General features: G+C 71.1%; 9 protein-coding genes. 6 read left to right on the plus strand and 3 right to left on the minus strand.

Annotated features, from left to right (window positions below; all coding sequences use genetic code 11):
• Nucleotides 1-220: 220 nt before the first annotated feature.
• Together NON00_RS15645 and def are read right to left on the minus strand one after the other, a co-directional pair.
• On the minus strand, nucleotides 221-838 hold the full coding sequence (locus NON00_RS15645) for a COQ9 family protein (RefSeq protein WP_256022742.1): 618 nt from the start codon (nucleotides 836-838) through the stop codon (nucleotides 221-223).
• Nucleotides 835-1,359, minus strand: coding sequence for a peptide deformylase (def, locus tag NON00_RS15650; RefSeq protein ID WP_256022745.1), 525 nt, complete (start codon nucleotides 1,357-1,359; stop codon nucleotides 835-837). The genes NON00_RS15645 and def overlap by 4 nt, the downstream gene beginning before the upstream one ends.
• A gap of 194 nt (nucleotides 1,360-1,553) precedes the next feature.
• Here def and rpsU point away from each other — a divergent pair, with 194 nt between their 5' ends.
• The 3 genes from rpsU to NON00_RS15665 all read left to right on the plus strand — a co-directional run bounded on the left by rpsU (nucleotide 1,554) and on the right by NON00_RS15665 (nucleotide 6,335).
• Nucleotides 1,554-1,757: a 30S ribosomal protein S21 gene (rpsU, locus tag NON00_RS15655; RefSeq protein ID WP_007006360.1), complete on the plus strand. Its 204-nt coding sequence runs from the start codon at nucleotides 1,554-1,556 to the stop codon at nucleotides 1,755-1,757.
• 262 nt (nucleotides 1,758-2,019) lie between these two features.
• Nucleotides 2,020-3,240: an efflux RND transporter periplasmic adaptor subunit gene (locus NON00_RS15660; protein WP_256022748.1), complete on the plus strand. Its 1,221-nt coding sequence runs from the start codon at nucleotides 2,020-2,022 to the stop codon at nucleotides 3,238-3,240.
• 14 nt (nucleotides 3,241-3,254) lie between these two features.
• Nucleotides 3,255-6,335, plus strand: coding sequence for an efflux RND transporter permease subunit (locus tag NON00_RS15665; RefSeq protein ID WP_256022750.1), 3,081 nt, complete (start codon nucleotides 3,255-3,257; stop codon nucleotides 6,333-6,335).
• Nucleotides 6,336-6,489: 154 nt separating this feature from the next.
• Here the strand turns inward: NON00_RS15665 and NON00_RS15670 are convergent, their stop codons facing one another.
• Complete coding sequence (locus tag NON00_RS15670) at nucleotides 6,490-7,887, minus strand: MFS transporter (protein ID WP_256022752.1); 1,398 nt, start codon at nucleotides 7,885-7,887, stop codon at nucleotides 6,490-6,492.
• A gap of 195 nt (nucleotides 7,888-8,082) precedes the next feature.
• Between NON00_RS15670 and NON00_RS15675 the strand changes: the two genes are divergently transcribed.
• The 3 genes from NON00_RS15675 to NON00_RS15685 all read left to right on the plus strand — a co-directional run bounded on the left by NON00_RS15675 (nucleotide 8,083) and on the right by NON00_RS15685 (nucleotide 12,964).
• A complete protein-coding gene (locus tag NON00_RS15675; protein WP_256022754.1) occupies nucleotides 8,083-9,285 on the plus strand; it encodes a response regulator in 1,203 nt (400 codons plus the stop codon).
• Nucleotides 9,282-11,486 carry an ATP-binding protein gene (locus NON00_RS15680; RefSeq protein WP_256022756.1) on the plus strand — a complete coding sequence of 735 codons (2,205 nt, stop codon included), beginning with the start codon at nucleotides 9,282-9,284 and terminating at the stop codon, nucleotides 11,484-11,486. Before NON00_RS15675 ends, NON00_RS15680 begins: the two co-directional genes overlap by 4 nt.
• 125 nt (nucleotides 11,487-11,611) lie before the next feature.
• On the plus strand, nucleotides 11,612-12,964 hold the full coding sequence (locus tag NON00_RS15685; RefSeq protein WP_256022760.1) for a globin-coupled sensor protein: 1,353 nt from the start codon (nucleotides 11,612-11,614) through the stop codon (nucleotides 12,962-12,964).
• Nucleotides 12,965-13,081 lie beyond the last annotated feature (117 nt).

The raw sequence follows: 13,081 nt of genomic DNA on the forward strand, positions 1-13,081 counted from the left end.
CGTGAAAACCTGATTGTCGCTGCTCTCCACCATGCCCAGAACATGGGAACAGCATTCAAGCTCTAACAGGCCTTAAATCTATCATGACAATATCTTCTTTTTCTGAAGAAAAAGAAGCAAAAAGACTTTTTCCAGGCTGCCGCCATCTCCCGGCAAAGTGGGGCGCCAAACTGAAAAAGTTTTTTGATTCTTTTTTTTCAAAAAAGAACATCTTGCCTTTTCAGGCTGCTTTCCGGGCGGCCGCGCGCCCCTTCAGCCTGGCAAACACCTTGTTCATCCGGGCCACCCCCTCCAGCCGGCGGTCCAGGAAAGCCGGGGTGGCCTGCCCCTCCGGGTCGCGCAGCCAGAAGGCCAGGGTCGCCGCATAGACACCGGAGAGGGTGACGCGGCGGGTATGGAAAGAAAGATCGTTGGAGGTATCGCCGGCGGCCATCCAGATGGCATCCGCCGTGCGGGCGGTGGCGCGGGCGGCGGCCGGGGCGTTCCACGGCAGGGCCAGCAGCGCCAGGGCGCGGCGCAGCGCCTCCCGGTGCGGCTCCTGCTGGCGCAGGCGCAGCAGGATCAGGGCGCGGATGCGCGCCGGGATGCGCTGGGCGGGCAGATCCAGCCCGGCGGCCTCCGCGGCCATGTCACGGTCGGCGAGGTCGGCCCAGGCCTCCACCATGCCAACGGGGCCGCGCGGGAAAAGCCACGCCGCCGAGTCGGGGTTCTGCCCGGTGGCGGCGAGGCCGGCACGCAGGGCGGCGGGGCTCCAGCCCAGGCGCGGCACCTCGGGCAACAGGGCGCGCAGGGCGGCATCCCGCTCGGCGCTGCGTTCCAGATGGTCGAGCGGGCTCATCGCGGGGTCTCCTGCGCGGCGGGGGGCTGAAGGGCGGCGGCGCGCGCCAGCTCCTCGGTGAAGCCGAAAAGGGAAAGGTCGGCCATGCGGCTGGGGTAGAGCACGCCGTTCAGGTGGTCATATTCATGCTGCATGACGCGGGCGAGCATGCCCTCCGCCTCCCCCTCCACCGCATCGCCATCGAGGTCGAGACCGCGGAAGGCGATTCGCCGGGCGCGCCCGACATGGCCGCGCAGACCGGGGATGGAGAGGCAGCCCTCCCAGCCACCTTCCTCGGGCGGGCCGAGCAGCTCGATCTCGGGGTTGATCAGGGCCGCCACCTCCTCCCCCTGGCGCCAGACGAACAGGCGCAGCGGAACATGGACCTGCGGCGCGGCGAGGCCGATGCCACCGGCATCCACCATGGTCTCGGCCATGTCCTGGACGAGTCGGCGGATCTCGGGGTCGGTCGGGTCCGCCACGGGGTCGGCCACCCGCAGCAGCACGGGGTGGCCCATGCGGGCGATCTTCAGAATGGCCATGCGGCGGCTCCTCTCGCGGAATCCAGATTTTGGGTGCGTGCCATGCCTCCGGAAGGGCTTTCAATCCGCCCTGACCCCATGCTAGACGCACCGGACCTTGCAGGAAGGCACCGGCGCTGGTCCGGCGCTTCGTGCTTTTCGTTTCCATACACCCTGGTTTCCCAGGTCTAGGCAGTGAGAGGAGACCGCACAGCGTGCAGGTCGTCGTTCGGGATAACAACATCGATCAGGCCCTCAAGGCCCTCAAGAAGAAGCTGCAGCGCGAAGGCGTCTTCCGCGAGATGAAGCTGCGCCGGCACTATGAGAAGCCGTCCGAGCGCCGCGCCCGCGAGGCCGCCGAGGCCGTCCGCCGCGCCCGCAAGGTCGAGCGCAAGCGCCTGGAGCGCGAGGGCTTCTGATCGCCCGACTCCGCGCCCTGGCCCCCCGCGGGCCGGCGCGGATCTCCACAGGGTGCGAAAGCCGCGCGGTGGACTGCCACCTGTCGCGGCTTTTTCGTTCCCCGGGAGATGAAGGCGGTTTCATCCGGCCGCCTATTGGAGCCTGCCCTGGCCCCCTGTTCCGCCGAGTCGCGGGACCGGTTCAGCAAAATTTGATGGTAAATTGTAACGCAACGTAACGGTCGCTTTGCGCATGCTGCATAGCAGCTTAATGCGGAAAGCCATGACCCTTACGCGTTCGCTTCATCCCCTCCAGGCGGGCGCGGTCGCCGCCCCGCTGCTGCTCGCCGTGGCGCTGGGCCTGCCCGGCACCGCCATCGCCCAAACCGCGACTGCCCAAACCGCGCCGGCCCAAACCGCGCCGGCCCAAACCGCGCCTGCCCAGACGGCACCCGCTGCCCCGCCGGGCGTGCCCGTCGTGGTCAGCGCGGCCGAGCGTGGCCCGGTGCCGCTCGAAATCACCGCCAATGGCAATGTGGTGGCGGAGAACACCGTCTCCGTCCGCAGCCGCGTCGATGGCCATATCGAGAAGGTGCATGTGCAGGAGGGCCAGCGCGTGACGCGCGGGCAGCTGCTCTTCACCCTCGATTCGCGCATGGCCCAGGCGCAACTGGCGCAGCAGGAGGCGCAGCTTTCCTCCGCCCGGGCGCAGCTGGCGCGGGCGCGGGCGGATGCGGCGCGCTACGCCTCGCTGCGCGGGGAGGGCTTCGCCGCCGCCCAGCGCGCCGAGCAGGCCCTGGCCGACGCCGCCACCGCCGAGGCCACCCAGCGCGCCACCGAGGCGCTGATCTCCCAGACGCGGCTGACCATCGACTATGCCAGCATCCGCGCCGAGATCGATGGCCGCCTGGGCGCCCTGCCCTTCACCGAGGGCAATCTGGTGCGCGCGGGCGATGCCACGCCGCTCGCCACCCTCACCCAGACGGACCCGATCCAGGTGCAGTTCGCCGTGCCGGAGCGCTGGCTGCCGGAGATCCAGGCGGCCATGCGCCAGGGCGCGCCGCCCGTCACCGCCCATCCGCCCACCGACCGGCGGGCGCCGGTCCGGGGCCAGCTTTTCTTCGTGGACAGCCAGGTGGACACCACCTCCGGCACCGTCCAGCTGAAGGCGCGCTTCCCCAATGCGGACGCCGCCCTCTGGCCCGGCCAGTATGTGAACGTGGTGCTGGTGCCGCGCATCGAGCCGCAGGCGCTCAGCGTGCCCGTCCAGGCGGTGCAGACCGGCAGCGGCGGCGGCCGCTATGTCTATGTCGTCGATGGCGAGGGCCGGGCGAGGCGCAAAGCCGTGCGGCTTGAGCGCGTCGTGGCCGGCCGGGCCGTGCTACAAGCCGAGATCACCGCCGGCGAGAAGGTGGTGATCGAGGGGGCGCAGCTGCTGTCCGATGGCGCCCGGGTCGTTGAGCGTCCGGGCAGCGCCGCCCCGGCGCGCGCCCCGCAGGGCTGAGGGGAGCGCACGCCATGCACCTGTCCGAGCTTTGCATCCGACGCCCGGTGATGACCGGGCTGCTGGCCGCCGCCGCCGTCCTGGCCGGCATCGTGGCCTATCTCCAGATGCCGGTCGCGGCGGTGCCGCGCGTGGACTTCCCCGTCATCACCGTCTCCGCCACCCTCTCGGGCGCCAGCCCGGAGACCATGGCCAACTCCGTCGCCCTGCCGCTGGAGCGCGAATTCTCCACCATCGCGGGCATCGACCAGATGTCCTCGACCAGCGGCCAGGGCACGACGCAGCTCACCCTGCAATTCGTGCTCGGCCGCAACATCGACGCCGCGGCGCTCGACGTGCAGGCCGCCATCTCCCGCGCCCAGCGCCGCCTGCCGGCGGAGATGACGACGCCGCCCAGCTTCCGCAAATCCAACCCGGCCGACGCGCCGGTGGTGCTGCTGAACCTGCGCGGCGGCGACGTGCCGCTCTACCGCCTCAACGAGGTGGCGGCGGTGCTGATCTCCCCCGCCCTCTCCCGCATCCCCGGGGTGGCGCAGGTGGTGACCTATGGCGAGCAGAAATACGCCGTGCGCGTGCAGCTCGACCCCGACCGGGTGGCCGCCCTCGGCCTCGGCTTCGACGAGGCCCAGCGCGCCATCGCCGCCGCCAACAGCAACACCCCCGTCGGCACGCTGAACGGCCCGCGCCAGCAGCTCACGCTGCGCGCCAATGACCAGCTCCAGGATGCCGAATCCTTCAGGCACCTGATCATCGGCGGCCGCGGCAACAGCCCGATCCGCGTGCAGGACGTGGCCCGCGTCGAGGACGGGGTGGAGAACAACCGCGTCGCCGCCTGGATGAACGGCAACCGCGGCCTGACGCTGGCCGTGCAGCGCCAGCCGGACGCCAACACGGTGGATGTGGTGGACGCGGTGAAGGCCGCCCTGCCCGCCCTCCAGGCCGCCCTGCCCCCCGGCGCCACGATCGACGTGATGCTGGACCGCTCGGTCTCCATCCGCGACGCGGTGCACGACGTGCAGCACCACCTGATGATCGCCATCGGCCTCGTGGTGCTGGTGATCTTCCTCTTCCTGCGCAAATTCTCGGCGACGCTGATCCCCGGCATCGCCGTGCCCATCTCGCTGGCCGGCACCTTCGGCCTGATGTACGCGCTGGGCTATGGCATCGACAACATCACCCTGCTCGGCCTGACGCTCGCCGTCGGCCTCGTGGTGGATGATGCCATCGTCATGCTGGAAGCCGCCGTCCGCCACATGGAGGAGGGAATGAGCCCCTTCGCCGCCGCCATCCGCGGCGCGAAGGAAATCGGCTTCACCATCATCTCCATCACCCTCTCCCTGGTCGCCGTCTTCCTGCCCATCCTGATGATGGGCGGCGTGGTGGGCCGCGTCTTCAACGCCTTCGCCGCCACCGTCTCCCTCGCCGTGCTGGTCTCCTGCGTCGTCTCCCTCACCGTGACGCCGCTGATGACCAGCCGCCTGCCCCACCATGGCAAGCCCAATGCCTTCGAGCGCCTGCTGGAGCGCGGCTTCGTCGCGGTGGAGCGCGCCTATGGCTGGATGCTGGACAAGGCGCTGCACCTGCGCCCCCTCGTCTGGGTGGTCTTCCTCGCCTCCGTCGGGCTTTCCGTCTGGCTGGCGGTCGCCATCCCCAAGGGCTTCTTCCCGGTCGAGGATACCGGCCTGCTCAACGCCAACACCGAGGGGCCGCAGGACGCCTCCTTCGACGACATGGTGGCCCGCCAGGCCCGCGCGGTGGAGATCATCCGCCAGCACCCGTCGGTCGAGCTGGTGAACTCCATCATCGGCATCAGCGGCACCAGCCAGGCGCTGAACCAGGGCCGCATGTTCATCCAGCTCAAGCCGCGCAAGGACCGCAAGGCGGTGAGCGACATCATCCAGGAGCTGCGCCGCGCCACCGGCGGCATCCCGGGCCTGCGCGTCTTCTACAGCCCCATCCAGAACCTCAATTTCGGCGCGCGGCAGTCGCGCACCCTCTACCTCTACACCCTCCAGGGCCTGCGCTCGGAGGAGCTGTATGACTGGTCCGAGCGCATGACCACCGCGCTGCGCCGCCTGCCCGAGCTGCAGGATGTCAGCACCGACCTCCAGCTTTCCGCCCCCATCCTCTCCGTCCAGGTGGACCGCGACCGCGCCGCGGCCGTGGGCGTGACGGTGGATCAGGTGCGCCAGGCCCTCTACTCCGCCTTCGGCGCGCGGCAGATCAGCACCATCTACGGCGCCTCGGACAGCTATGCCGTCATCCTGGAGGCGCTGCCGCGCGACCAGCAGGACGAGACGGGCCTGTCCAAGATCTATCTGCGCGGCAGCGGCGGCAAGCTCGTGCCGCTCGATGGCATCGCCCGGCTGGAGCGCCGCGTCGGCCCGCTGACCGTCGCCCACCAGGGCCAGCTCCCGGCCGTGACCATCGGCTTCAACACCGCCCCTGGCATCGCCCTCGGCCAGGCCACCGCCGCCATCTCGGCGGTGGAGAAGGAGCTGGGCCTGCCGCCCACCATCGTCTCCGGCTATTCCGGCACGGCGCAGATCTTCCAGCAGGCCCTCGCCGGCCAGGGCGCCCTGCTGCTCGCCGCCGTGCTGATCGTCTATGTGGTGCTCGGCGTGCTCTATGAGAGCCTCGTCCACCCGCTCACCATTCTCTCGGGCCTGCCGCCGGCGGCGCTCGGCGCGCTGGCCACGCTGTGGTGGTTCGGGCTCGACCTCTCGGTGATCGCGGTGATCGGCGTGCTGCTGCTGATCGGCCTCGTGAAGAAGAACGCCATCATGGTGGTGGATGTGGCCCTGGCCATGCAGCGCAACGGCGTCGACCCGCTGACGGCGGTGCGCGATGCCAGCGTGCTGCGCTTCCGCCCCATCATGATGACGACGCTGGCCGCCGCCGCCGGCGCCGTGCCCATCGCCGCCGGCTGGGGCGCCGCCGCCGAGCTGCGCCAGCCGCTCGGCCTCGCCGTGGTGGGCGGCCTCGCCGTCTCCCAGGCGCTGACGCTCTTCGTCACCCCGGTGCTCTATCTCGCCTTCGAGGGGCTGGCGCGGAAGTTCAGCCGGGGCGGCGCCCTCGCCCAGCCGGCGGAGTAGGCAGGGGGGGGGCGCCCCCCCCGCACCCCCGCCGGGCTGGCAGGGCCACCCCAAATCTTCCCTCGGGGACCCCGCCATCCGTCCCACTGACAGCGGGGTCTGGGGGGCTCTCAGCCCCCCAGCGCTTTCTTTCTTCTAACCGCTTTCTTGCTTGCTACCGCCGGACGATCCCCTCGCCCGCATCGCGGGGCAGCCCCAGCGAGAGCGGCGCGGCGGCGGCCGTCAGCAGGGCCCCGGCCAGGAAGCCCATGGTGAAATCCGGCATGGCGGCCTCGCTGCGCCCGGCGATGGCCACGCTGGCCTGCAACACCGCCGAGGCCACCGCGACGCCCAGCGCCAGCGGAAGCTGCTGCGCCGTGCTGTAGAGGCTGGTGGCGGCGGACAGCTTCTCCTGCGGCACATCGGCATAGGCCAGGGTGTTCAGCGTGGTGAAGTGCAGGCTGCGGAACAGCCCGCCCACCATCAGCACCAGGAAGATGGCCGTCAGCGGCCAGCCGGGGCGGAAGGCACCGCACAGCGCCACCGCCAGCGCGCCCAGCAGCGCATTCCAGATCAGCACATTGCGGAAGCCGAAGCGGCGCAGCGCGAATTGCGCCATCGGCTTCATCGTGAAGGCGCCGACGGCGGTGGCGAAGCTGATCATGCCGCTCTTCGAGGCGCTGGCGCCGAAGCCGAGTTGCAGCGTCAGCGGTATCAGGAAAGGCACCGCCCCGGCGCCGACACGGAAAACCGTGCCGGCCACAGCGGGGACGCGGAAGCTCGGGATGGAGAGCAGGCGGAAATCCAGCGCCGGATTCTCCACGCGCAGGCAATGCCGCACCGCCAGCGCCGTCAGCCCCAGCCCCGCCAGCAGCACGATCTGCGGGATGGGGTTGGGCACCAGCCCGCGCCCCAGCGTCTCGAAGGCGAACATCAGGCAGGTGAGCGCGGCGCCCACCAGCGTCAGCCCGCGGATATCGGGCGGCACCGGCGGCGGCGCCGGCAGGGCCGGGATGATGCGCCAGACCAGCACCAGCCCCAGCATGCCCACCGGCACATTGATCCAGAACACGGCGCGCCAGGAGATCAGGTCCGTCAGCAGCCCGCCCACCGGCGGGCCAAGCACCGGGCCCAGCAGGCCGGGCATGCTGAGCCAGGTCGTCACCGTCAGCAGCTCGTCCTTGCGGACGCGGCGCAGCAGCAGGATGCGCCCCACCGGCACCATCATGGCGCCGCCCAGCCCCTGCAGGATGCGCGCCGCCACCATGGTCGCCAGCCCGTCCGACAGGCCGCACAGCGCCGAGGCCAGGGTGAAGGTGGCGATCGCCGCCATGAAGACCTGCTTCGCCCCGAAGCGGTCCGCCACCCAGCCGCTGAGCGGGATGAACACCGTCAGCGCCACGAGATAGGAGGTGATGGCCACGCCCATCACCAGCGGGTCCTCGCCCAGCGAACGGGCCATGGAGGGCAGCGCGGTGGCGACCACCGTGCTGTCCAGGTTCTGCATGAAAAGGGCGCTGGCGACGATGGCCGCCATCAGCCGGGGGTCGGGGAGCTTCGATTCGTCTGGCACCCGCACAGGCTAGGCCCGGTGGGCGCGAGGCAAAAGGCCATGCGTGGCAGGGCACCCCTGCGCTGTGGAAAGAACAGGGGAAGTGTTCTTTTTTGAAAAAAAGAACCAAAAAACTTTTTCGGTCTGGCGCGTGGAGTCAGGGCACGCCACCGGGTTGAAAGAAAAACTAAATCTTTGTCTCAGCAGGATGAGGGCATGTCCGCTGCCCCCCCTGCCCTCTCCCCTGGCGCGGCCGCCCTGCGGCTGCTGGTGGTGGATGACGAACCCCTGCTGGGCGCCGAACTGGCCGAGGGGCTGCAACGCGCGCTGGGCCTGCCCACCCTGCACGTGACCTCGGCCGAGGAAGGGCTGCGCCGGCTGCGCGCCGCCCCCGAATTCGGCGTGGTGGTCAGCGATATCCGCATGCCGGGGATGGATGGGCTGAGCTTCGCCCGGCAGGCCCTGGCGGAGCGCGGCGAGGCCCAGGCCACGGAGATCATCCTGGTCACCGGCCATGCCACGCTGGAGGATGCGGCGACGGCGCTGCGCCTCGGCAGCTTCGACTTCCTGCGCAAGCCCTTCCGCCTGCGGGAGGCGGTGGAATCGGCCCGCGCCGCGCTGGAACGCGCCGCCGCCCGCCGCGCCGCCGCCGCCCGCTCCGCCCGCGCGGAGGAGGAGGTGGCCGCCCTGGCCCGCCGCCTGCGCGAGGCGCTGTCCACCAAGAGCCCGCCCGAGCCGCGGCTGCGCGTCATGGCGCATGAGCTGCGCACGCCGCTGGTGCCCATCCTGGGCTTCGCCGAGATGCTGGAAAGCGACGCCCTGCCCGGCCCCGCGCGCCGGGCGGAGGCGCTGCGCGAAATCCGCCAGGGGGCGGAGCGGCTGCTGGGCGCGGTGGATATGCTGCTGGCGCTGAAGCGGCTGGAGCAAAGCCCGCCCCCGCCCCAGCGCCAGCGCGTGGAGATGAACACCCTGGCCGCCCGCGCCGTGGCCGGCTGCGCCGCCCTGGCCGCCGCGCGCGGCGTGATGCTGCGGCAAGAGCCCGCGCCGCTGCTCTGGGTGGCGGCGGAGCCGGCCCTGCTGGAGCCCGCCCTCTGCGCCGTGCTGCGCAACGCCGTGCTGGGCGCGGCGCCGGAGCCCGCCGCGCCGCCCGCGCCAGGCTCCCCCCCCGCCGGGGAAGTCACCCTCTCCCTGGCCGAGACGGGGGACGAAGCCTGGCTGCGCATCGAGGCGAGCGGCCCCTGGCCCGCCCCGCTGGCGGAGGAAGAGGCCGAGAGCAGCCTGCTGCGCGGCGCGCAGGACGGGCAGGGCATCGCCCTGGCCCATGCCCAGGCGGTGGCGCTGCGCCACGGCGCCGGCTGGCAGGTCGCCGGCGGCGAGGCGGGCGGCCGCTTCGTGCTGCCCCTGCCGCGCCTGCCATGAGCGGGGCCACGGCCCCCCCCGCCATCTCTCCGCCCTCCTCCCCCGTGGCCCCGGCCGCCGGCCCCCGGCACCGGCTGGCCCCGGCCCTGGCGCGCCTCCTGCCCCCCCTGATGCTGTGGTCCGGCCTCAGCATGCTCGCCTTCGCCGCCGCGCTGCACGTGGCGGAGCGGATCCACCAGCAGGGCGAGGCCCGGGCCCTGCAACAGGCGGCCGAGACGCTGGAGACCAGCCACCAGCTCCTGCTGCGCATGCTGGACGGGGTGCACACCCTGCACACCCTGGTCGCCGCCCGGCAGGAATTGCTGGCGGCGGGCGATACCACCGCCGCCGCCGTGGTGGAGAACCGCCTGCGCGCCGCCACCGAGGATGGCCGCTTCTCCGTGCAGCAGATCGGCTGGATCGATGCCGGGGGCTGGCTGCGCTGGACCAGCAATGGCTTCCCCGACGCGCTCGACCTCAGCGACCGCGACTATGTCCGCGCCCACCGCGAGGCGCAGGCCGGGCCGCGGGCGGAGAATGGCCAGTTCGTCAGCGTCCCGCACTGGGGGCGCAACACCGGGCAATACGGGGTCCATTTCAGCCGCGCCCTGCGGGCGCCGGATGGCACGCTGCTCGGGATCTCCACAGTCACGATGGATATCTTCCGCATCGGCGCCATGCGCAGGCACCTCAGCCCCGAGGTGACCCGCGCCGTGCTGCGCAGTGACGGGATGGTGCTCGCCGAACCGGCCAGCCAGCCTTTCACGGCCCTGCCGCGGGAATGGTGGCAGGATCTCACGCCCGGCAGGGTGGTGGCCCGCCGCGCCACCCTGCCCGGGAGCGCGGGGAGAGCGCCCCAGCCCTCCATCGTCAGCATGCTGCGGCTGGAGGAGGCGCCGCTGATCATGGTGCATCTGCGCCCCTCCGAGGCCGCGCTGGCCGAGAGCGAGCGGCTGGCGCGGCTGGCCCTGATCGCGGCGGCGGCCTTCTCGCTGATCGCCGCCAGTGCCCTGGCCCTGGCCGCGCTGCTGCGCGCCGGCCGCCGCAGCCGGCGCGAGGCCGAGGCCGCCCTCCTCCGGGCGGAGGAGAATCTGCGCACCCGCCGCTTCGCCGAACAGCTGATCGCCGACCTGCCGGCCATCATCTACACCGGCCGGATCGACGCTGCCGGCCGCTACACCATGACCTTCATGGGTGATTCAGCCCGCCGCCTGCTGCTGCTGAACAAGGACCAGCTGGCCGAGCCGGCGCGGCTGCGCGACTGCCTCGACGCCACGGCGCGCGAGGCGCGGGACCGGCTGGTGGCCGCCACCTGCCAGGCCGGGCAGGCCTCCACCGAATACCGCATCACCCTGGCCGATGGCAGCACGCGCTGGCTGCGCGACACGCTGCGCCTGCTCTCCCCCGTGCCGCGCGAGGATGGCAGCCGCGACACCATCGGCACCCTGCTCGACACCACGCGGGAGCGCGAGCTGGCGGCGCAGGCGGCGGCGCTCGGCACCCTCACCACGCTCGGCGAGATGGCGGCGGGGCTGGCGCATGAGCTGAACCAGCCCATCGCCACCATGTCCCTCGCCGCCGAGGCGGTGGCGGAGATGCTGGCCGAGGCCACGCCAGACCTCGCCCGGCAGCTGGCGCCGCGGCTGGAGCGCATCGTCACCCAGGGGCAGCGGGCGCGCGCCATCATCGACCATCTCCGCCGCCTCGGCCGGCGCGAGGCGGGCGAGGCCGAGCCCACCGCCCTGCGCCCGGTGATCGAGGATGCGCTGGGCCTGACGGCCGAGGCGCTGCGCGCAGCGCGCATCGTCGTCGCCCTCGACCTCGCGCCGGACCTGCCCGCCGTGCTCGGCCGCCCGGTGCCGCTGGAGCAGGTGCTCGTCAACCTCATGCTCAATGCCCGCGACGCGCTGGAAGAGCACCGGCCCGAGGGGCGGATGCTGCGCCTCTCCGCCAGGCCCGCGCCGCTGCCGGGCTGGGTGGAGCTGCGCCTGGCCGATAATGGCGGCGGCGTGCCGGAACACCTGCTGCCCCGCCTCTTCGAGCCCTTCTTCACCACCAAGCCGGCCGGCAAGGGCACCGGGCTCGGCCTGTCCATCGCGCAATCCACCGTGGCCGGGTTCGGCGGCAGCCTGAGCGTCAGCAATATCCCCGGCGGCGCGGAATTCCGCATCCGCCTGCGCATCGCCAGCCAGGAGCCGGGCCGCCGCGCGCGGGCTGCCTGAGCGCGCGCGGCATAAACTGCGGATCGCGCGCAACATTGATTCAGAGGGCGTTCAGGGCTTCTGGGCTACGTCAAGAGTCCGTGTTGTCACCCGCAGCAAGCCCTAGCACAAAAAGGCACCGGACCGTGGCCTCTGTTCTCGATATCCGCGAACGCCTTCGCTTCCTGACGATCGATGCCGATAGCAAGGCAGCCATGGCCGAGTTCATGCCTGTCCTGCAGACAGCACTGCCGGAGATCCTCCGGAAATTCTATGGCCATGTGCAGCAATGGCCGGAGCTGGCCGGCATGTTCAAGGAAGGCTCCTCCGCCATGAAACGGGCGGAGAAGGCCCAGGCCGACCACTGGGCGCATCTCTTCTCCGGCCGCTTCGACGAGGCCTATGTCAATTCCGTCCGCCGCATCGGGCTGATGCACAGCAAGATCGGGCTGGAACCGCGCTTCTATATCGGCGGCTACAGCTTCATCCTCGGCCATCTCTACGAGGTCGCCTGCCAGGCCTATGCCAGCCGGCTGAACCCGGCGGCGGCACAGCGCCGCACCGCGCTGCTGCTGCGCGCCCTCAACCAGGCCGTGATGCTGGATATGGACCTCGCCATCTCCATCTACCTGGAGGAGAACAAGGCCGCCTACGACCGCAAGATCACCGCGCTGTCGGGCACCTTTGAATCGCGCGTCGGGCCGCTGGTGGGGGAGGTCGCCACCCAGGCCGAGGCCATGCGCGGCGCCGCCGCCAGCATGACCCGCACCGCCCAGGAAACCGCGCGGGAAACCTCGATGATGGCCGGCGCCGCGCGCGCCGCCAGCACCGGCATCACCACCGTCTCGGCCGCCGCCGATGAACTCTCCAGCGCCGTCAACGAAATCGCCCGGCAGGTGGCGCATTCCGCCGCCATGACGCAGCAGGCCGTGGGCACCACCCAGCGCACCGACACCATCGTCCGCGGCCTCGCCAGCGGTGCCCAGAAGATCGGCGAGGTGGTTGGGCTGATCGAATCCGTCGCGGCCCAGACCAACCTCCTCGCCCTCAACGCCACCATCGAGGCCGCCCGCGCCGGCGAGGCGGGCAAGGGCTTCGCCGTCGTCGCCTCCGAGGTAAAGAACCTCGCCAGCCAGACCGCCCGCGCCACGGAAGAAATCAGCCAGCAGGTCAACGAAATGCAGAACGCCACGCGCGACGTCGTCGGCGCGATCGGCGAGATCACCACGGCCATTGGCGAACTCAACAAGGTGGCCACCGCCATCGCCGCCGCCATCGAGGAACAGGGCGCCGCCACGCGCGAAATCTCGCGCAGCGTGCGGGAGACGGAAAGCGGCACCCAGCAGGTGGCCGGCTGCATCGGCCGCGTCACCAGCAGCGCGGAAAGCACCGGGCAGGCCGCCCAGGAAGCCCTGCGCGCCGCCGAGGCCCAGGCCCGGCAGGCCGATAGCCTGCGCAAGGAACTCGGCAGCTTCGTCAATGATATCCGGGCGGCCTGAAAGCGTTCTTTTTTAAAAAAAAGAACCAAAAAACTTTTTCCCGTTGGCGTCCCGCCTCAGGCCTGAAGCGGGACGCCAAACTGAAAAAGTCTTTTTGCTTCTTTTTCTTCAGAAAAA

The organism is Roseomonas sp. GC11 (assembly GCF_024437745.1).
In the GTDB taxonomy this organism is placed as follows: Bacteria; Pseudomonadota; Alphaproteobacteria; order Acetobacterales; family Acetobacteraceae; genus Pseudoroseomonas.

Excerpts from the sequence above, each read along its gene's own strand:
- NON00_RS15645 (WP_256022742.1), bottom strand. The coding sequence starts at position 838 with ATGAGCCCGCTCGACCATCTGGAACGCAGCGCCGAGCGGGATGCCGCC.
- def (WP_256022745.1), bottom strand. The coding sequence starts at position 1,359 with ATGGCCATTCTGAAGATCGCCCGCATGGGCCACCCCGTGCTGCTGCGG.
- NON00_RS15660 (WP_256022748.1), top strand. The coding sequence starts at position 2,020 with ATGACCCTTACGCGTTCGCTTCATCCCCTCCAGGCGGGCGCGGTCGCC.
- NON00_RS15665 (WP_256022750.1), top strand. The coding sequence starts at position 3,255 with ATGCACCTGTCCGAGCTTTGCATCCGACGCCCGGTGATGACCGGGCTG.
- NON00_RS15675 (WP_256022754.1), top strand. The coding sequence starts at position 8,083 with ATGTCCGCTGCCCCCCCTGCCCTCTCCCCTGGCGCGGCCGCCCTGCGG.
- NON00_RS15680 (WP_256022756.1), top strand. The coding sequence starts at position 9,282 with ATGAGCGGGGCCACGGCCCCCCCCGCCATCTCTCCGCCCTCCTCCCCC.